The following is a 19,779-nucleotide window of genomic DNA, read 5'->3' on the forward strand; positions in this document are numbered from 1 at the left end:
GATGGGGCCTCGCTTTGCGAGGCCCGCGATAGGCGATAAGCCAGAACTGGGGTCAGCCGGCCCCTCGAGCGATCTGTTCGACCTGGTTCAGGTGTTCCACGCGCCGTCTGAGTTCCGCGGCGAAGGTTTCGCGTTGGCTGAGGCGCTCTGGTCCTCCGCCGGCCAGCAGGCCGCGGTTGTCGGCGAGGCTGATGGCGTGTTCGAACAGCACGGTCGAGATCGCCTCAGCGCTGGCGATCCGCTTCTGAAGCCGGTACTGCTCCCCGAGGACGAGACAGGTCTTGACCAGCGCCTTCCTGTCGACGTCGCGCCGGTAGTCGGCCTCTACCAGCGCGTCAGCCACCAGGAGATACGACTCGAAAATCGGACGGAGCACCCAGTGGGCCGCGTTGGGACGGATGGCCCGCAGCACCGATTTGCGGTCACCGGTCGTCAGTGCCTCCCGCCAACCGGGAGCGTGGCCGTCGAGGTCCGCGGCGATCTCCGCACGGAATGCCTCCCGCTCCGAGAAGAAGAACTCGAACTTGAGCATGTCCCGAAGTGCCCGCACCTCATCCCAGAACGACTCGATCGGCGCCGGCTCGTCCTCGGCGGCCGCCACCACGGCCATCTCGGCGATGGCGGTGGTGATGAAGAAATGGACGATGGTGTTGCGGTAGTACGCCGCCTTCAACGCCTGCTCAGGCCCCACCGCGTAGACGGTCGCAGTTCCCCCCTCGACCTTTCGGATCACATCGTGGGCGGCGAGCGCGTCGAGAGCGCGCCGCACCGATTCCGCATCGCCGGAATCGAGCCTTTCCGTTACCGGCAGCCCGCGCCGCTCGACGAACGCGGCGAATTCCCGCAGCGAGTCATGGGTTTCGTCGACCGTGAGTGCCCGGTCGCCTGCACCGAGCAGCGCCAGCGTGACCAGCGAGATCGGTGTGATCGGAGTCACCCGATTGATGCGCACCGCCACCTCGAAGGCGAGTTTGGCGACCTCGAGGTGCGACGCCTCGGGATCCGGCGTCGTTCCCGGCTCGTAAGGATCGAGGGTCGCTGCCAGCGAGATGGGCTCGCCGAAATTGACATAGATCCGCCCGTAGCGCCGGCGCATGCTTCGCAGGACGCGCACCATCCATCCGAAGGACTCCTTCTCCTTCGCTGCGCCGCGCTGCTCTGCGGCGTGTGCCCCCACATCTTGAATCTGGTCGTAGGCGATCGAGGTGGGTACCAGCACGACGTCCTCGCAGGACCCGCGGCGCCATGAATCGGCGACATAGGCGAGCATCCCGTACTTGGGCTCGCGGAGCTTCCCACTACGGCTCCGGCCACCTTCCAGGTACCACTCGAGCGGAAAGCGCTTGGAGAGCAGATAGTCGACGTACTGCTTCAGCACGAACTTGTAGGACTCGTTGTCCTTGAAGGCCCGCCGGATGAAGAAGATCCCATGGTGCCGCAGCAGCGGTCCGATGGGGAAGAAGTTCATGTTGATGCCACCCGCGGCGTGGTTGGGCGGCATCCCGTTCTCATAAAGCACATAGGTCAGCGCCAGATGGTCCATGTTCGACTTGTGGCTCGGGAGATATGCCAGCGAGTGCTGTCGGCCGAGTTCCTCCAAACGGGCGAGCGCCTGCTCGTCATAGACGATCCGCTGGTCATATCCCTGCGTGTAGACGAGCCTGATCAGCGCGGCAACCAGGTCGATGACGAAGGTGCTGGGCGTGGCGGCGATCTCATCGAGGTAGCGAACCGACCGGCGGGCGAGCTCCTCGACGTCCTCCCCGGCCCGGCGCGCCAGGTCGCGCAGCCCCGCCTGGAACGATGCCCGGGTGACGAGGTCCTCGCGGAGGAACCGCGGCACCTTGTAACGGTTGCCATGCATCCTCCGCTCGGCGACCTCCAGGGCAAGGGCGCCTCGCAGGGCAACGAATTCGGCGAATCCATCTCCATCCGGCCGCCCCACTCGCGCCTCCACCCACTGACGCCGCAAGTCGGCCAGTGGAGCCGGTTCACCGGTGATCACTCGAGCTCGGTCAGGGCGGAGCCACACGATCAGCCGCTGCAACAGCCGATTGGGATCCCGCGGATCTCCGAGGGTCACCAGGTCGAGCAGCCGGGGGACGCGACGTCCCCGCAGTGGCGACAGCCAGGCCACCCGCACCGGTACCAGCAGCGGATCGTCGGCTTCGTCTATCGCCCGCTGCAACGCTTCGACACCTCTTCGGGAGCGGCGCCGGGAGGTCGGAACAACCACGGCTCGGCTATCCCCGCCGGGTGGTCGGTGGGTCTGTAGCCATTGGTCTATCAGCCGGCGCTCCACCGGACCGGAAGCGTCGACGAGGAACCATATGGGTCGTCCCCCGGGGTCCGGCCATGGGGTGTCTCCCGGCGGCGGGACGGCGTGGAGAGACATCGCGCGAGTGTACGAGGCGTTCGCTGGACCGGACGGTCAGACGCCGGGCAACGCGAGCGAGAAGACACTCCACTCGCCGGCCCGCGCGTAGGTGAGTTCGCCCTCCATCAGCCGGGCAAGATGCCGCGACACAGTGAGGCCGAGGCCCACAGAGTCGGTGCGCCCTTCCACCTGGTGAGCCCGCTGGTAGGGCTCGAAGATGTGGTCGCGGTGCGACTCGGGCACTCCGGGACCATCGTCGCACACATCGAGCAGCCACATGTCGTTGACGTTCCGCGCCCGCACCACGATCCGGTCACCCCCGTATCGGTCGGCGTTGGTCAGCAGATTCCTCACGACCTGACGGACGCGAATCGGGTCGGCCAACACCTTGACCTCTCCAGTGCGTTGGAGGTCGACCAGCTTGCCAATGCGCCGCCCCCGCAGGACGGAGTCCACCTGGTCCCACAATTCGAACGCCACCCGGTCCACCGGCACCTGGCCGTGGTCAGCACGCGACGCCACCAGCAGGTCCTCGACCAGGTCGCCCACCTCGGTGGCCTGCTCATCGATGAGGTCGACGAAGGCTTCGATCTCATCCCGTTCCATTGAGGGAGCACGGCCCCTGAGCTCGTTGGCGAACCCGACGACCGCAGTGAGGGGTGTCCGCAGTTCGTGGCTCACGATCGCCACGAACTGGTCCTTGGACCTGACCAACTCCCGCAGTTGCTCGGTGGCTCGCACTCGATCGGTGACGTCGTAAGACACCCCGATCACCCCAACGACACTGCCGCCCTCGCGGGTCGGGCTGTAGCGGGTCTCGAGCACCATGGACCCGATCTCATCGGTCGCGGTGAAGGTCTCGCCGGCGAGAGCGCGCCGCATATTGCGGATCACCGACGCCGAGTCGCGCCGCATCTCGAAGATGGATCGGCCCACCGCCTCACCGGCCGCCTCGCCGAGCGCCTCGAGTGCGTGACCCTCAGAGTGGGTGAACACCCCGTTGGCGTCGACGGCGAACAGCAGAATCGGCGCGCCCGCCATCACCGTGCGGAGCCGCTGTTCGATACGCCGCAGCGCATGCTCGGCCCTCTGCTGCTCGGTGGCGTCCACAAAGGCCGCCAGGACCCCCCTGTAATCGGGACGAACGCCAATCACCGGAACCAGCGACCGCATCGTGCCGACATGCTCCAGGCCGGCGAGGTCGGAGACAGCCGCGCTCCATTCGGATTGTCGCTCCCCCCGCCGGATTCCTTCGACCAGCCCGGTGAACGCCGAGCGTCCCCCGGCGGCGGCATCGAGTGAAGGCATCGGCCAGCCGTCGGGAGAGTCGCGCAGCCCGATCAACCGTTTCCCCGCCTCGTTGACGCTGCGAACCGCCACTTCGCCGAGCAACTGATCGACCGCACCGGCGTCGTGTGCCACACCGTGGGTCGTCAACACATCGACCACTGCGCTCAGGTCGAGTTCCCACATGGGCACGGGCGATAGGTCGAACAAGCTGCGGTAGTGATCCTCGCTCTGGCGGAGCAGCGCCTCGCCGCGAACGCGCGCCGAGATGTCGGCGACGTTCACGAACACGAATCCCGGCTGATCGCCCTCGTCGATCATCGACATCCCGACTACACCGTGGGCGGCGCCCTCACCGGCTCCGAACCGGCACTCCTGCTGGATGCTCACCGTCAGCCCGGCGACCAGGGTGTCGAACAGCGCGGCCTGCTCGGCTCGGTCCTCCTGGTGGACGGTCGCCAGCCACGGGTAGCCGACCAGACCCGACTCTTCGGTGCCCGTCAGCTGGCACATGGCGTGGTTGACGCGACGAATGACCCCCTGGAGGTCCACCACCGCCATCGCCACCTGGGTCGTGTTGAACGCGGCGTGCAGGGTGCCCTCGGCCCGGATCAGCCGGTCGACGACATTGTCCCGCTCGGCGCGGAGTTTGAGGACCGGATGGGCGACGATATACGAAGCGAGGCCTACGGCGAGAAACACCAGTGAGTTGACCGCGGCGTCTTCGAGCGGAACCCGGGCGAGCCCCAGGTGGGCCACCGCGGTGTACGAAACCGCCACGATGATGGGAGCGAACCTCGAGTGGCGCCGTGCCAGTGAGAAGGGCATCACCGCGGAGAACACTCCGAGCCAGATGACAAAGCTGAGCGATGAGGCTCCCGAGAACTGTTCGGAGACGAGAACCAGAGTGCCGGCCGCAAGGGCGGTTCGGATGAGGGCGATCTCCGGATCGCGCTGTACCAGGCCTACCGCGGCGAGAGCGCCGAGAACCAGGAGGATCCCGGCCAGGGACCACTCCCAGACACCGGTATCCCGAGCGGCCCAGACCCATGCGGCATTCGCCACGAACAAGGCGACCGCGATCGGCTCGGCCCGGCTCAGCGCCGAGCCTGCCGTCCTCTTAGAGGCGCTGACGACCGTGGCTAACTCCCGATTGCTTCAGGCTTATCGGCGTGCAACCAGGGCGACTGAACGACGGATTGGCCCGACGCGCTACTTCGGGCCCATACGGGCACCGGCGTCGAGCCGGATCACCTCTCCGTTCAAGAGGGGGTTCTCGACGATGTGCGCCACCAGGGCGGCGAATTCATCGGGGTTACCCAGGCGCTTGGGGAACACGTGGATCTGGGCAAGCTGCTCTTTGAGATCGGGACTGGCCGCATCGAGCAGCGGGGTGTCCATGATCCCCGGAGCGATGGTCATCACCCGGATCCCCTGCGACGCCAGGTCCCGGGCAAGCGGGAGGGTCATCGCGGCGATGCCGCCCTTCGAGGCGGAGTAGGCCGCCTGACCGATCTGCCCCTCGAAGGCGGCGATCGAAGCGACATTGACGATCACGCCTCGCTCGCCATCCTGATTCGGCTGGTTGGCGGCCATCACCTTGGCGGCGCGACGAGCCACGTCGAACGAGCCGATCAGGTTCACCCGGATCACGAACTCGAAGAGCTCGAGCGGGAAAAGGTCGCCGTCGCGCGTGATCACCCGATGAGCGGGCGCCACCCCCGCCGCATTGACACACAGGTCGAGACCACCCAACGCCTCGCCGGCGTGGGCCACCGCAGCCTCGACATCCGCCGGCGAAGTGACATCGGCGGCGACGAACACTCCGCCGAGTTCAGCGGCGACCGATGCGCCACTGGAAGACTCGAGATCGAGCACACTCACCGAGGCACCGCGAGCTGCCAGCCACCGGGCGGTGGCCCCGCCGAGCCCGGAGGCCCCGCCGGTGATAAGGGCTCGCAATCCATCGAGTTTCATATGGAATCCTCCCGTATCCGGCTCCAGGCTCCAGCTCCAGCCCCGGCCAGACACGATACCCGGCGGTCCGACGCGTCTGGCTGGGGCGGTGGCAGGGGCCGGGGCTGCCGAGCGCAGCGAGGCTTCCTACACGTGCCCTGGCGGCCGAGGAATGTCCGCGAACGCCCGGCCCCGGTCTTCGAGGATGCCCTCGGCGATCTGTTCCAGCGAATCCATCAGCCACAGGTAGGCGGCCCGGCCTTCGCGGAAGTCAGCTTCCGCCATGCCCTGGATTCGTCCCTGCTCCTGCAGTTCGCGTACTCCACGGAAGTTGTTCCTGGGCTCCGTGGTGTAGACACCGAGCGTCTTTCCGCCACGCTCGTTCACGATCGAGAAGGAAGGCACATCGCTAGGACCGTCGGCGATGTAGATCATGTTGCGAATCGGGACCCGACGCTGCTCCTGACCCATGCGGTTGTTCACATCGATCGTGGGGTTCTTGTTCACGCCCTTGTTGATCTCGAAGAGGGCCCGGGTCTTCGAGGTGTTGTCGATCATGTACGAGACGTGGCTGATCGCCGCCTTGGCCGCATCGACGTCGAGTCTCTCGCGGTAGCCGGGTGGCGCCTGGCGTTCGATGAAGCTGTTGGCCCAGATCCCATCGAGGTGAGAAGCGAGCGGGCTTCCCTCGATCATCGGACGGATACCGGTCGACACGACGTAATGCTCGACCGTGATGCCGTCGGCCATGTATCGCGGATCGGTGGCGATTCGCTCCCTGGTCGCAGTGAGGAAGTCGGGCATGCCCGGAGCGGGGGTGAGATGGCTACCGAGCTCTTTCAGCTTGGCGTTGGTGAGGCCGGAAAACACCCCCGACTCGACATAGGACAGGATGTGGAGCAAATAGGCAATGTCGCGGGCGACGATTTCGCCTCGCTTCGCATGGAACTCGACCAGCCCGTCGACTTCCGCCCAGAAAGTCGGCTCATCGACGCCGTACTCATCGAACAGCACTTCCTGCTGATTGCCCGGGATGAGCGTGCGATCGAAGTCCCACAGGAAGGCGATGACCGTTTGGGTGAACAGGGGTACCGGCATGGCACCCGTCAGGGTACTTCGGGGCCCCCGAACCTCACGCTCTCACCGTCGGGCCACCACGGCTGCAGGGTGAGCGGAGTACCGCGCAATTCGCGATGCGCCTCGCCCATCCGCGCCGCAGGGACGATCACGGTGATCGCCCAATCGCAGGAAGTCACCCGGGAGGGGGCCGCCAGCGCCGCCAGCTCCTGTGAATCGCTGGGGAACCATTCGACCAGGCCGCGCTCCGGAGCAAGGACCGCTACCCCGTCGAGGGCGGGTTCGCCGAGGAAGGCTGCCAACGGCGTCTCGATCACAGATCCCTCATAGTGGAGGTGAATCGAGGCGGCGGTGGTTGCAGCCATCTGGTGGGAGCGATCGGTTGCTGTGAGAACCACTGCCCATCCCCTCGTTCGTTGCTTACACCAGTGTAGTTCGATAAGAGAGCCAAGAGTCAAGAGTCAAGAGTCAAGAACCAAGAGTCAAGAGTCAAGAGTCAAGAACCACGAAGGTCACGCTTCACTCCTAGATCCCCTCTTACTGGAGACTGGAGACTGGAGACTGGAGACTTCCCTAGATCCCAAAGACTCCGGTCTCCGTAACTTCCAGCTCCATTCCCGTCTTGAGTCGATCGAACAGCGCCCGGTCGACAACGACGACCGGGCAGGTGATCCCGTAGAGCTCCTCGGCGACGATGGCGCCGACCAGCACGATGTCGTCGGGGATGGACAGGACGATCGCCGCCGGAGAGGTGCCGAGGCGGATCGCCTCGGCCAGAACGCTGGAGGACGACGATGATCCCCGGCCTCCGGGCATCACCAGCACCCGCCCGGTGACCACCTCGCTGAGCTGGGGATGGCGGGCGTCGATGATTGCTCCCGTACCCGGGTCGAGGCCTCCCCACATCGAAAGCGGCTCGTCGAGCACGAGCGCAAGGCCCGAGGCGACGCCAGGAAGCAGGCTGCGGGTGCTCATGCCCACACCGACTCGTCGCGTTTGATCGTCCCGGCAGCCGCGGACGCCACGCACTCCTCGAGGCTGCCGAATGCCACTTCGACTCCGAGGTTTCCCGGCGCGTAGTAGGCCCATTTGCCCGAATTGGTCATGACCACACCGGTGGCGTCGCGAAGGATCGGCGTGATGTAGGTACAAGTGTCGGTGACGATCTCCACGCCGGCATCCCGCAAGGGGGTCACCAGGCCAGCGGCCGCCGCTTGGGCGAGAACGTCACGGCTGGTGTTCACGAAGAAGTCGACAACGAACCGTTCCCCGACGACGAGCGGGGCGAGCCGCTCGAACTCGGCGAGCGAGAAGTGCGGAGTGCCGACACTCACCGCGGCGAGCGGTCCTTCGGTGGCGGTCGACAGATCGTTTCGCGCCTCCCGCAGCATTGCCAGGTCGATGTCGACCTCGAGTTTCGGGGTTCCACCACCGAGGGCGGCATCGAGCGTGGGAGCTTCGGGCGTGCGACCGACGGCATGGAACATCGCCACTCCGCCCGATGAGGCGGCGGCGGCTCCGAGAGCCTTCAACCCGTCCTCGGGGGCGTCGGAGGGGAGGCCGACGATCGCGGGCAGCAGGCTCCCCGTCATTCGTCCCACCAGGTGGCCGAGGATCGGATAGAGCAATTCGCTGTCGCAGACGCGTTCGGGAAGCGCCGCGATGCGGAAGACCGCCTCCGCCCTGCGGTGCTCGTCGAGGTGGAGACCCGCTTCCGGCACCCGGCCGGTGATGGCGGCGCAGATGTCGATGAAGTCGCCATACCGATCGGTGCGCGCCCCGAGCACCGAGTTGGCGAAGACGATCGCGTTCGACTCCGCCCAAGCGATGTGCTCGCCCTGCGCCGGACGGGTCGACTGATAGGGGGCGCAGGTGAAGGTCGGTCTGCCCCCCATCGATACATAGACCCGCATCAGGCGCCGACCGCGTTCGGCGAGCAACCCGTCCCCTCTGAACAATGCGGGGTGCAGCAGGTCCAGCGAGGAAACGTTGAGCGTGGTGGGAACCACTACCCGGCCGCCGCTCGCCGAGAGTCGTTCGGCGAAGTCGAGCCCTGCCTCGCCGTGATACAGGCACGAGTCGATGTGGGCACCGGTGACGTCGATCATCCGGGAGGCCCTCGCAGCCTCCGCCATCCTGACCAGGATCCGCATGGCGAGAGCGACCGCGTCGCCCCGCTCCCCGCCGAGCATGGCTTGGTCGGTATCCGTCAGCCTGAGCATGTGGTCAGATCAAGCATGTCGGGAGTATGGCCCAGCAGTGACCTGCCACCTGCCACCTAACTGACTCACTACCGTCCACGAATGTGAGTGACTACGAGATCCAGCGGATCGAGGCCGCCGAGGCGCGGCCGCTGCGGCGGGCGCTGCTCCATCCCACCCAGCCGCCCGGCGCGGTCGACTACGAGGCCGACCATCAGCCGGTGGCACTCCATGTCGGCGCCTTCAAGGATGGGGTGCTGGTCGGAATCGCATCGGTACATCCCCAGCCGATGCCGGGATCTCACAGCACCGGGGCGGCATGGCGTGTCCGTGACATTGCCGTCGAACACGGCCACCGGGGCCGTGGAGTGGGGGCGTGGATGCTCGAGCGGTGCCTGGAGCACGTGTCCACCAACTCAGGGGTGATCATCTGGTGCACTGCCCGAGTTGGGGCCTACGGCTTCTTCGAGCGCATGGGCTTCGCCCGATCCGGCCCTCCGATCGAGGACCCGGCCGAGGGCCCGCAATACACCCTCTATGCCGAGGTTCCGCCGCTCGAGCGGTCCTGGAAGATCGGCTGACGCCGGGCGCCGCGACGTCTCGGATTGATTCGACCAGTCGGGTTGTCAGCTCTTGGTGGGCTGCGGAATGCGGGCGGGCCGGGGTACCGGCTGGAAATGGGTCCAGCAGAGTTCGTTCTTGTTGTACGACGAGATCCGCGTGGTGCAGCCCTGGTGGATGCACACCCGCTGTCCCCCGTACGTCTTGCGGGGTCGGCCCCCAGTCAACTTCGAGATCGAGTGTTGGCTCACGCCCTAACGATGCCATGAACCAGCAAGTTGTTCAAAGTGGCCGGAGGCGCAATGAGCAAAGGGGTGAACGGGTCCGAAGGGGTCTGGGGACTCTTGCGGAAGGCGGAGGGCGGAAGGCCGCCCGGACGACATGGGCCGGCCGGCAGCAGAAAGCCCTCTCTTATGGCACAATTCCGCCACGGAGAAAGGAGGTGGTCCACACGTGATTGACAGTATTCGCAGGACTCCGGAGGTGGTCGGGCGCTGAGCGGCCACGGGGTGGCCGCTCCCGGGTGCTGAACCCGGACGTGGCGACTCCAACCTGGACCACCGGAATCGGGAGGCCCGTGAGCTGGTCCCTCACGGCGGCGATGACGCCGAAGTGCCTCCCGGTTCTTCATTTTCAGGGGCGTGGCGGATTCTCGCCCCCAGGTACAGGGGCACCCCCTGCCACAGCACCATCAGCGCGCCGGCGACCACCAACACCCACCCGGCGATCGGTCGCCAGCGGTCGAAATCACTCTCGGCCCTTCCCACCGTGCCGCGGGCCTCGTCCACCCCCACCCGGTATTCCTCGAAGAGGACCGCCGCCTCGGCGAACTCCGCCTGCATCTGACCGAGGCTCGCCTCGATCTGGTCGAGGCTTTCCCGTACCGCAACCAGGTTCGTGCGCCCCTCATCGAGGAGCCGTCCCTGCTCACGCAGGCTCTCGGGAACCTCCGCCAGTGAGAGGTCCATCTGCCGGAACGCCTCACCCAGCGTCATCTCGGAGTCGAAGCCGATCCCGAATATCGCCAGTGCCTCGATGGTGCGGTCGAGCACGTCGGCGACCTCGATCAGACCCGGAAACGACCCCTGTAGCGCGTCGAAGCTGTCCGCAAGGTCTACGCCGATGACTCCGGACATGTCGGTGAGCGCCGTCTCGAAGTCGATCAGGCCGTTGCGGAAGTCGTCCATCCCCTCATCGACGGAAGCAAGGCCTTCGTCGGCGGCGGAAAGAATCGACTGGGCCGTATCGATGCCTTCGGCGGTGGACTCGAGGACGTCGGCGACGATGGCGGTGCCGTCACCAACATCGTCGGTCAGGCCCAGCACCACGAAGCCGAGCACGACCACCGCGACCCCGACAACGATGCCGGCGATGCCGAGCGCGGTGAACCCCCACCCGAGATAGCGGCCCCCCCATTCGTTGTCAGGCATGCCTAATCGTAAGCCGCCGAGCCGCGCTCCGGGGCTCGGTCAGAATTGCAGCGCGGCCGCGGCCCAATGGAACCCGGCGCCGAAAGCGGTGAGGATGACCAGGTCGCCGGCGCCGATGCGGCTCTCCTCACGCGCCTGCGCCAGGGCAAGGGGCACCGATGCCGAGCCGGTGTTGCCGAAGCGATCGACGTTCACGAACATCCGATCCTCGGCCAACCCGAGCCGGGATCGCACTGCTTCGAGGATCCGCAGGTTCGCCTGGTGCGGAATCACCAGGGCCACGTCGTCCAGTGACTTGCCGATCTTCTCGAGCAGACTCTCGGTCGAGGCGGTCATCCGGCGCACGGCCTCGCGGAAGACCTCACGGCCGTTCATCACGATGTCGTGCTGGCCACCCTTCTCCGCTTCCGCGGTGGTGAAGGGGCGCCGGGTCCCCCCGGTCTCGAGGGTGAGGATCCCGGCACGGCTTCCATCGGTACCCGAATTCGCCCCGATCAGTTCGGCTTTGATGTCGCCCCGGCCGACCACGACCGCCCCGGCGGCGTCTCCGAACAGGACACAGGTGTTCCGATCCTCCCAGTCCATCAGCCGGGAGATGAGCTCGACCCCCACCACCAACACGCGGTCGGCCCCGGTCATCACCCGCGACTTCGCCACGTCGAGCCCGAGTACGAAGCCGGCGCAGCCACTCCCTCCGAGGTCGAAGGCCGGGACCTCACGAGCGCCGAGGCGGTGCTGGAGGAATGCGGCGGTGTCCGGCGTGTACACCTCGGGGGTATCGGACGCCACGATTATCTCGTCGAGATCGGTCGCCGCCAGACCAGCATCGGCCAGCGCCTTGTCGGCGGCGGCGGCGGCGAGGTCGAGGGTCGTCTCGTCGTCGGCGGCGTAACGGCGCTCCTTGATGCCAGTGCGCTCGGTGATCCAGGCATCATCGGTATCGACGAGCTTCGACCAGTCGTCATTGGTCATGACTCGCGTGGGGGTGTACGAACCGAAACCCAGCAGACCGATGCGACTGGTCACTACACCTCTTTCGGCTTCTCCTGGACACGTTACGCCGCCATCGAAGGCCGCGCGGTCCGGCGCGCGAGCACGGATTCGGAATGGCCGCGGGAGCGGGGGAGAATGTGACCCGGTCAGCCGAATGGAACTCGCACTCACCTCTCTCGGGATCTTCCTCTTGCGCATCGGCGATGTGTCGATCGCCAGTGTCCGCATCGTCACGCTCATGCGCGGCCGCATCGTGCTGGCTGCAGTGCTCGGGTTCTTCGAATCGCTGTTCTGGGTGAGCGCGGCCGCGATCGTGTTCACCAACCTCGACAACCCGGTGCGTATCGTCGCGTTTGCCGCGGGATTCGCCGCCGGCACCCTGCTCGGCGGCTACATCGAGCGCTGGTTGGCGATGGGCACCGCATTCATTCGTATCGTCGCCCCCATCGACTCGCCCGCGGTCGCCCCCGCCCTACGGGAGAGGGGGTACGCGGTCACCGTCGTCAATGCCGAGGGCCGCGACGGTGAGGTGCGAGTGACGTTCCTGGTGCTCCCCCGCCGCCAGGCAAGGCTGGCCATGGGGATCATCCACACCACCAACCCGGCGGCGTTCGTGACCATCGAAGACATCCGGATCGCCGAGGTGGCGCGGCGATATCGCGCCAGCACGGTCAGGAAGTAGCCGGCCGGCGGACGGATGCGGTCCGACTCTGGGGGTCGTAGCATCTAGCATCCACGTACAGGAGGAACATGCCGACTCGCGTCGTCATTCTCGGGGCCGCAGGCAGGGACTTTCACAACTTCAACGTCCTCTACCGCGACAACCCCGAGTTCGAGGTCATCGCATTCACCGCCACCCAGATCCCCGACATCGCCGGGCGGAAGTACCCGACTGAGCTCGCCGGCAAGCTGTACCCCAATGGGGTCGCGATCCATCCGGAGGAGGACCTGGAGAAGCTGATCACAGATCACAAGGTCGATCTCGTCGTCTTCTCCTACTCCGACGTCTCCCATGAGCATGTGATGCACCTCGCGGCGCGCTCGGTGGCCAGCGGGGCGGCCTATCACATGCCGGGCGGCGAGACGATGCTCCACTCCAAGAAGCCCGTGATATCGGTGACTGCCGCTCGCACCGGGTCGGGGAAGAGCCAGACCAGCCGCAAGATCCGGGGAATCGTCGCTGCATCAGGCAAGACCGCTGCCGCCATCCGACACCCGATGCCTTACGGGAACCTGGTCAAGCAGCGTCTGCAGCGGTTCGAGACCTTTGCCGACCTCGACAAGGCCGAGGCAACGATCGAAGAGCGCGAGGAGTACGAGCCCTACCTCCTCGACGGCGCGGTGGTATTCGCCGGCGCCGATTACGCGGCCATCCTCGAGGCAGCCGAGGCCGAGGCCGAGATCATCCTTTGGGATGGCGGCAACAACGACACGCCGTTCATCGCCCCGAACATCGACATCTGCGTGCTCGACCCGCATCGGGCCGGACACGAACTGCGGTACTGGCCGGGTGAGGCGAACCTGCGTCGCGCCAACGTGATCGTGATCAACAAGGTGGACTCGGCCAAGCCCGAGGACCTGGAAACCGTTCGCCGGAACATCGCGTATGCCAATCCCGACGCCACCGTCATCGAGGCCGAATCGCAAGTGCGGGTGGACGACCCCTCGACGATCAAGGGCAAGCGGGCGCTCGTCATCGAAGACGGCCCAACCACCACCCACGGCGACATGGGTTTTGGCGCCGGGCTCATCGCGGCGAAGCGACATGGGGCGTCCGCGATCATCGATCCGCGCAAGTACGCGGTCGGTTCGATCGCCACGATGTTCGAGACGTACACCCACCTCGCCGACGTGTTGCCGGCGATGGGTTACGGAGACAAGCAGCGGATGGAACTCCGAGAGACGATCCACGCGGCAGCCAAGGACGCCGATGTGATCGTGATCGGAACCCCGATCGACCTCGCCCGGGTCCTCGACCTCGAGGTTCCCAGCGTCAGGGTCTTCTATGACCTGGTCGAGGTGAAGGGCCCCACCCTGGAAGAGGTGCTCAAGCCCCTGCTCGGCTGACCTCCATCGAGGAATCGACCGGGTCGAACAACACCTGGCGGACTTCGGGCTCACCAACGTGATGCGGTGACCTACTGAGCGCCGCCGACCCCCGTCGGTGGGATGATCGTGGTCACCACCGGCTCCCGCGTCGTGGTGGTCGCGTTCGGGTCGGTGGTCGTGGTGGCACCGGCGACGGTGGTGGTCGTCGTCGCCCCACCCGACACCGCCGACCGTTCCAGCGACCCGCCGATGGCGTAGACCACGCCATCGGTGCCGGTGACGAACACGACCCCGTCGAGCACGGCCACCGACGACACGATGGCGTTGCTCGTGTGCCACCTCCAGAACACCTCGCCGGCGGGATCTTCGGGGTTGAGGGCGAGGGCGAACACCGTGCCCGCGTTGTTGCCGAAGTACACCGTGTCGCCGGCGACGATCGGCGCCGACTGAATCAACGCCCCGGAGTGGAAGATCCACTCGAACGCCTCCGGGTCGTTGTTGTTCAGGTCGATCGCGACCAGGCTCGGACCGTTGGGCACGAGGAGCAGATCACCCACGATGACCGGGGTGGCCGACACCCCGCCAGTGAACTGGTAGACGAACCCACGGTTGGCCGGGCCTCGATCGCAGTCACCGAGGTTACGCGGGTACACCTGGCCCTCGGCGGTGGCTATATAGACGACGCCCCCCGAGATGATCGGGCTGTAGTCGATGTTCCCCAGAGCGGCCGACTCGCAGATCCCCTCGCCCGTTTCTGCGTTGATCAGGTACAGGCGACCTTGTGAGCCCCTCGTCGTCACGTAGACGATGCCCTCGTGGTAGGCCGGCGCAGCACGCACCGGCCCCATCGCATCGCCTTCGAACTCGGAGAAGGTCCACTCGATCTCCCGGCTGAGCGGCAGCATGGAGATGATCTCGGCGGAGTTCGGCCGGCTCGACGCAACGATCACTCGGGAATCCACCATCACGGGAGCGCCGACGATGCTCCCGTTGGTGGGTACCTCCCAGAAGGGTCCAGTGCCGGCGACCAGCGCGTCGCGGAAATAGACGGTCCCACTGGCGTCGCCGAACGCGATGATCGTGCGGGCACCGCCCTGGCCGCCGACTCCCCCCTCGGCCACCCCGCCCACCGCGGGGGTGGCCCGCAGGGCGTCACCGGCCGAGAAGTTCCACAGCTCCGAGCCGTCGGTCATGTCGAGGGCATACAGCGTGTTGTCAGAACTGGCGATGAACGTCCATTGTCCGAAGGTGATGGGCGAAGCCACGATCGGATCGGCGGTGGGGAAGGTCCAGTAGGCACCTTCCGCAGTACCGACCCCTCTGGCCGCCGGGCTGACCCCGGATCGACCGTTGTCGACGCCGTAGATCCAGCTGCCGAGGAACCGATTCTCCGGCGCGGCGAGACGGCGGTCCTCGAGTGCAAGCGTGGTCGTGGTCGTAGTGCCTTCGGTGGTCGAAGCCGCCTCCGGAGTCGTCGACTCGGGGGCAAAGAGGGTCACCATCGTGAAACTGACGGCACCGGCCAGCGCGACTACCGCCGCAGCCGTGGTGATTCGCCGGGCCCACGACGTCACCTGACGCCGGCGCACCAGGCCCTGGGCGCGACGTTGGGCAGGGCTGAGCACCTCGTATCCGGCCAGTCCCGCCTCCGTCACGACCTGGGCCCACTGGGCGGTGAGGGTGTCGGCCGCGGCCTGGTCGTCGACGACCTCCACGCGCAGAGCGGCAGCGACATGAGGCAGTGAGGTCCACTCGTTTGCCCAAGACTCGGGCAAGTGGTGCATAACCCCTTGGGCGGCAAAGGCGACCGCCTGGCCACCGGGGTCGGACCACAGCGAAGCGGCATCGGCGGCCCGGATGGCCACCGTCGGCAGTCCCAGGTCGATGGCCAGGCCCGCAGCGGAGAGGGCGAGCTCGGGATCCTTCTCCCGCTTCGAGCGCTCGATCATCAGCTCGACGGACGGGAGGTTCCACCTTGCCTGGAGCAACTCGTCGGTCAGATCTTCGACGGCCTTCTTCGGCCACGGCGCATCCTTCGGCAGGGCGAGAAGTCGGACGACCTCGATCTCCTTGCGCAGCCGAAGACCGTCGACACCTTCAGGGGTCACTGCCAGGGCGGCACCGGCTTCGGCGGACGCCTCGTCGAGTCGCCCGAGCCCGGTGAGCGCCCGAGCGCGGAGAATCCTGGCGCGGTTCTCCCACGCGGGAAGGTCAGACAAGGCGTACTGCAGGACCCGGTCGGCAGACCCCAAGGCCTCCTCGCACCTCTCGAAGTACAAGGCTCCTTCGGCGCGGGCGATCGCGGCGAGGAACGAGATGACCGGGGCGCCCAAGTCGTAAGCGGACGCCTCGGCGCGCCCTACTGCTTCCAATGCCCCCTTGGGGTGCCCTGAGGCAAAAGCGGCTCTCGCCCAGTAGACCTCTTTGTCGGCGTGGGAAAAGGGTCCTTCGAGTTCGAGGGCCTCGCCGCGGAGCCGGTCGAAGCTGGTCTCGGCGTCTCGTGCCTCGCCACGATCGAGCTGGACCCAAGCGCGATTGACACGCCCGGTGAACCGCTGGCTCTCATTCCCATACTTGGTCAGGATTTCGAGTCCGGTCTCGAGGACCCGGTCCGACTCGCGGGGGAAACCGATGCGGCTCAGTACTCGACCGCGCAAGGTGAGCATCGACCCCGCCTCGGCGGGGGTGCCGGCGGCCCACGCCTCGCCCTCGCCCAGGGCGGCGTAGGTCTCGGCGCGCTGGGACTCCTGGAGGTCGTCGGCAACCACCGTCGTAAAGCGCAGAGCATCCACTCGCTCCAGTCCTTCGAGCCAGCGGACGGCCAACTCGAGGTCTTGCATGGCATCGTGCGAGCGTCCGGTGGAACGAAGATGCCGGGCGCGGATGAGGTGGAGCTTCCCCTGAGTAGGCCGATCGAGCCCGGGGGCGTGTCCTTGGGCATCGAGTGCAAGGCCCGCCAGGTCGGCAGCCGCCCGCGGATCGGCGCCCGCAGCCAGCGCCGCAGAGGCGAGGGGATCGCGCGCCTCCTGCCAGCGTCCGCCGGTCGCATACAAGCGGCCGATGTCGGCCGGGCTACCCCCGCGGGCCGCGATCACTTCGGCAAGGGACGCCGCCAGTTGGCCGTCGCGAACCGCTGATGCATCGCTGTCGTCGGCCTGCGAGCCAGGGGCGAATCCGCCGTCACGGAATTCGAGCTGTTCGCTGGCTACCAGAAGCTCACCCTCATCGACGATCGAACCAACTTCGACGCCGAGTGCCGCCGCCGCTTCTTCGGGTCTCAACGGGCGGGGTGAGAGGCGCGCGAGCGCCCTCAGGTCACGACTGACATTGGCCAACTTGCCCACCCCTTTGGTCCGAGAGGCTCACGACGATCATGGGGACATTACTGATTCGCCGGCCTCGCTGGAGCGGGCGCGATGAAGGGGCGGGGATAAGCCCGCCCCTTCAATCAGCCTTGGGTTCAGCCCCCGAAGAGCTCGGCCCAATGCTGCGCCACCTCGGTGTCGTAGCTATACGAGTAGCCGCAGGCCCACACGAAGCCATCCTCACCTGAGATCAGATACCGCTCACCCACTTCGAGCTGGGTGCCTACCAGGGCGATCGACCCGTCGTCGACCAGGATCCCGGCGTCGAGAGTGATCGTGTCGCCCTCGCCGCCCTTGAACCACTTGTGGACCTCGAAGGTCGCCAGGTTCTGGGGGAAATCGATGTCACCGCTGCCGGGAATCGTCTCCACCGAGACCAGTGTGCCGTCGAAGGCCACATCCAGACCGAGGAGGATCGCATCCTCGTACTGAATGCACATCTGGGCGCCACCGCCCAGCGCTGCGCCGACGACGACTTCCTCGGGAGTCTCGTCCTGCCCGAACACCGCGTAAGCGCCCACCGCCATCGCGACGACTGCCGCTGCCGATGCGGCGAAAGCGACGGGGCGCGCCCACGCTCGCTGTCTCCTGATCGGCTCCTGTTCCATCACATCCATGCTCGTAACCTCCTGGAAGAGGGCCCTTGCCTGGGCCCCACTGGTGTCGTTCGGCACCTCCAGCCGGTTGAGCGGGTCGGCGCGACGCAGTTGCTCGATGGGATCTCCCTCGAAACCTTGTCTGCTCATTCCCGTGTCACCTCTCCCAACTCTGTGCCATTCACCACTCCAGGTGTGCGGATGGCACCCTCGGATTTCACCTGATTCGGATTTCTTGTCCCGCGACGCTCCCATTCGCGGGCGAAGCGCTTCTTGGCTCGGTGCAGCCGAACCGCCGCAGTCGTGGGCGGAATGCCCAGCACCATGGCGATCTCGGGCGAGTCGAGGTCATCCCACACGTTGAGGGTGAGGATCTCCCGGTCGTCCGGCTTCAAGCGGTCGAGGGCCTCGTGGACCAGCTCGAATCCGCCATCAGATCCCGCCGACTGCTCGCAGAGCCGGTCGTGCAGGCGGTCCCGGCGATCGGCCGAGCGGTAATGGTTCGCCAGCGTGCGCCGGGCCACGCCGTAGAACCACGGGGTGGCACGCTCATCGGTCGGGATGTCATCGAGCCGGCGCCAGGCGGTGGCGAACACCTCGGCGACGATGTCGTCACTCTCGGACATCGACCGAGTCCGCCGGGCGACATAGGCGACGATGCGCGGATAGGCGCCGTCGTATAGGGCGCGGAATCTCTCGACCCGTTCAAAGTGGGCCGCGCTGATCGTGTCGCTCACCCTCCTTTGAGTGCGAAACAACGAGTTTGGTTCCCGGGATTGAGCGAGGTCACTTCCGGGTAGGGAAGGGGGAAATCTTATGGGAGGAACCGACATGAACCGCAGCCCGATACGACGCGTCCTCGCGGGACTCATTCCCCTGATTCTCGTGTTCAGCCTGAGCGCCTGTGCGGCGGAAGGCGAAGTGGACGTCACCATCGGCGACGGCGGCGACGGGGGTTCGGTGGACGCTTCTGGCTTCCTGCAGGGGATGCTCGACGGCTTCATCTCCCCGTTCACCGGAATCGCCTCGTTGTTCGACAACTCGGTCGAAGTCTTCGATGACGGCAACGGCAACGACTACACCTTCGGATTCATCCTGGGTCTGCTGATAATCGTGTCGCTGCTCATATCCCTCCTTGGCGGAGGCCGCCGGTACTACTCGCGGAGGTAGGCGCGCTCGAGGTGCAAAGGTCCACGGGAGGCCCGACAAAGCCGACCGTGGACCTTTCGCTCCCCTCCAGACAGCCGAGGCGGCCCGCGTAAGCTCCCGGTCCGACTGCAAACGGAGGACCCATGGCAAGCCGCCCGTCCTCGAACTCGATTGCCCTCGCGGGCGAGTTCGCGGTTCTATCCCAACTCGCGATCAACGGAATCGACGGCGGCCTGACACTCGGTAATACCAAGGGTGTTGACATCCTCGTGTCCGACCCAGACACGAACGACATGTACCAGCTTGAAGTGAAGACGCACTTGGTCGCCGATGGGACTGGCGCAACAGGAACTCGGGGGTACTGGGGCCACAACTTCGTGTGGTTGATGGACAGGAAGCATGAGAGCCCTGGCTCGAATTCGCTCTTCTACTGCTTTGTGCTGGCACGACGTTCAGAGCCGTTCCGGTTCTTCGTCGTTCCGTCCGACGTAACGGCGCACTATGTCCGAGGGCAGCACGCCCTTTGGCTGAGCGGCGACGAGAAGCGTAGAGACAACACGCGGCGGCAGTTTCGCCTTGCCCTTTCGGAGTCTGGATATCCACTGCCTACACCCATCGCCGCCAGGTACGAGGACAACTGGTCGTTCAGTCGGCAGTCCTGGCTCACGGCACCGTCACCCGACGCGATGGATCCACAGATACGAACCGATTGATGTTGCACCCTCACACGTAGAGCGC

The 19,779-nt window shown here is 66.2% G+C and carries 18 protein-coding genes; 5 read left to right on the forward strand and 13 right to left on the reverse strand.

All coding sequences use genetic code 11. The features are described 5' to 3' along the window. Positions 1-52 precede the first annotated feature (52 nt). The 7 genes from WD184_01075 to WD184_01105 all read right to left on the reverse strand — a co-directional run bounded on the left by WD184_01075 (position 53) and on the right by WD184_01105 (position 8,919). Positions 53-2,395: a glycerol-3-phosphate 1-O-acyltransferase gene (locus tag WD184_01075; GenBank protein MEX0825341.1), complete on the reverse strand. Its 2,343-nt coding sequence runs from the start codon at positions 2,393-2,395 to the stop codon at positions 53-55. 36 nt (positions 2,396-2,431) lie between these two features. After that, the gene (locus WD184_01080) at positions 2,432-4,729 is read right to left on the reverse strand and encodes a PAS domain S-box protein (GenBank protein ID MEX0825342.1); all 2,298 of its coding nucleotides are present in this window, start codon (positions 4,727-4,729) and stop codon (positions 2,432-2,434) included. Between the two features lie 147 nt (positions 4,730-4,876). Continuing rightward, a complete protein-coding gene (locus tag WD184_01085) occupies positions 4,877-5,641 on the reverse strand; it encodes an SDR family NAD(P)-dependent oxidoreductase (protein ID MEX0825343.1) in 765 nt (254 codons plus the stop codon). A 126-nt stretch (positions 5,642-5,767) separates the two neighbouring features. Next, entirely contained in the window at positions 5,768-6,718 is a 951-nt protein-coding gene (locus tag WD184_01090) for an HAD family hydrolase (GenBank protein ID MEX0825344.1), read from the reverse strand. A gap of 8 nt (positions 6,719-6,726) precedes the next feature. Next, a complete protein-coding gene (locus WD184_01095; protein MEX0825345.1) occupies positions 6,727-7,095 on the reverse strand; it encodes a hypothetical protein in 369 nt (122 codons plus the stop codon). Positions 7,096-7,270: 175 nt separating this feature from the next. Then, positions 7,271-7,672, reverse strand: coding sequence for a DUF126 domain-containing protein (locus tag WD184_01100; protein ID MEX0825346.1), 402 nt, complete (start codon positions 7,670-7,672; stop codon positions 7,271-7,273). Continuing rightward, positions 7,669-8,919, reverse strand: a complete 1,251-nt coding sequence (locus WD184_01105; protein MEX0825347.1) for an aconitase X catalytic domain-containing protein — start codon at positions 8,917-8,919, stop codon at positions 7,669-7,671. The genes WD184_01100 and WD184_01105 overlap by 4 nt, the downstream gene beginning before the upstream one ends. 83 nt (positions 8,920-9,002) lie before the next feature. On the opposite strand from WD184_01105, the gene WD184_01110 reads away from it, so the two are divergent. Further along, complete coding sequence (locus WD184_01110) at positions 9,003-9,479, forward strand: GNAT family N-acetyltransferase (protein ID MEX0825348.1); 477 nt, start codon at positions 9,003-9,005, stop codon at positions 9,477-9,479. Between the two features lie 45 nt (positions 9,480-9,524). Here the strand turns inward: WD184_01110 and WD184_01115 are convergent, their stop codons facing one another. The 3 genes from WD184_01115 to WD184_01125 all read right to left on the reverse strand — a co-directional run bounded on the left by WD184_01115 (position 9,525) and on the right by WD184_01125 (position 11,915). Further along, the gene (locus tag WD184_01115; protein ID MEX0825349.1) at positions 9,525-9,710 is read right to left on the reverse strand and encodes a hypothetical protein; all 186 of its coding nucleotides are present in this window, start codon (positions 9,708-9,710) and stop codon (positions 9,525-9,527) included. 339 nt (positions 9,711-10,049) lie between these two features. After that, positions 10,050-10,889, reverse strand: a complete 840-nt coding sequence (locus WD184_01120; GenBank protein MEX0825350.1) for a hypothetical protein — start codon at positions 10,887-10,889, stop codon at positions 10,050-10,052. Between the two features lie 39 nt (positions 10,890-10,928). Continuing rightward, positions 10,929-11,915 (reverse strand): ketoacyl-ACP synthase III, encoded by a 987-nt coding sequence (locus tag WD184_01125; GenBank protein MEX0825351.1) that lies wholly within the window; start codon positions 11,913-11,915, stop codon positions 10,929-10,931. 121 nt (positions 11,916-12,036) lie between these two features. On the opposite strand from WD184_01125, the gene WD184_01130 reads away from it, so the two are divergent. Together WD184_01130 and WD184_01135 are read left to right on the forward strand one after the other, a co-directional pair. Beyond that, positions 12,037-12,564: a DUF5698 domain-containing protein gene (locus tag WD184_01130; GenBank protein ID MEX0825352.1), complete on the forward strand. Its 528-nt coding sequence runs from the start codon at positions 12,037-12,039 to the stop codon at positions 12,562-12,564. A 68-nt stretch (positions 12,565-12,632) separates the two neighbouring features. Next, complete coding sequence (locus tag WD184_01135) at positions 12,633-13,949, forward strand: cyclic 2,3-diphosphoglycerate synthase (GenBank protein ID MEX0825353.1); 1,317 nt, start codon at positions 12,633-12,635, stop codon at positions 13,947-13,949. A 71-nt stretch (positions 13,950-14,020) separates the two neighbouring features. Here WD184_01135 and WD184_01140 read toward each other — a convergent pair whose 3' ends face one another. From WD184_01140 to WD184_01150, 3 genes are all read right to left on the reverse strand, one after another. Beyond that, a complete protein-coding gene (locus WD184_01140; GenBank protein ID MEX0825354.1) occupies positions 14,021-17,212 on the reverse strand; it encodes a PQQ-binding-like beta-propeller repeat protein in 3,192 nt (1,063 codons plus the stop codon). Between the two features lie 179 nt (positions 17,213-17,391). Then, a complete protein-coding gene (locus tag WD184_01145) occupies positions 17,392-18,042 on the reverse strand; it encodes a hypothetical protein (protein MEX0825355.1) in 651 nt (216 codons plus the stop codon). Then, positions 18,039-18,629 (reverse strand): sigma-70 family RNA polymerase sigma factor, encoded by a 591-nt coding sequence (locus tag WD184_01150; protein ID MEX0825356.1) that lies wholly within the window; start codon positions 18,627-18,629, stop codon positions 18,039-18,041. Before WD184_01150 ends, WD184_01145 begins: the two co-directional genes overlap by 4 nt. A 94-nt stretch (positions 18,630-18,723) precedes the next feature. On the opposite strand from WD184_01150, the gene WD184_01155 reads away from it, so the two are divergent. Further along, positions 18,724-19,062 carry a hypothetical protein gene (locus WD184_01155; GenBank protein MEX0825357.1) on the forward strand — a complete coding sequence of 113 codons (339 nt, stop codon included), beginning with the start codon at positions 18,724-18,726 and terminating at the stop codon, positions 19,060-19,062. 122 nt (positions 19,063-19,184) lie between these two features. Beyond that, entirely contained in the window at positions 19,185-19,754 is a 570-nt protein-coding gene (locus WD184_01160; GenBank protein MEX0825358.1) for a hypothetical protein, read from the forward strand. Positions 19,755-19,779: the final 25 nt, after the last annotated feature.

The sequence above is a fragment of the Acidimicrobiia bacterium genome (genome assembly GCA_040878325.1).
GTDB lineage: Bacteria > Actinomycetota > Acidimicrobiia > Spongiisociales > UBA11373 > JAUYIV01.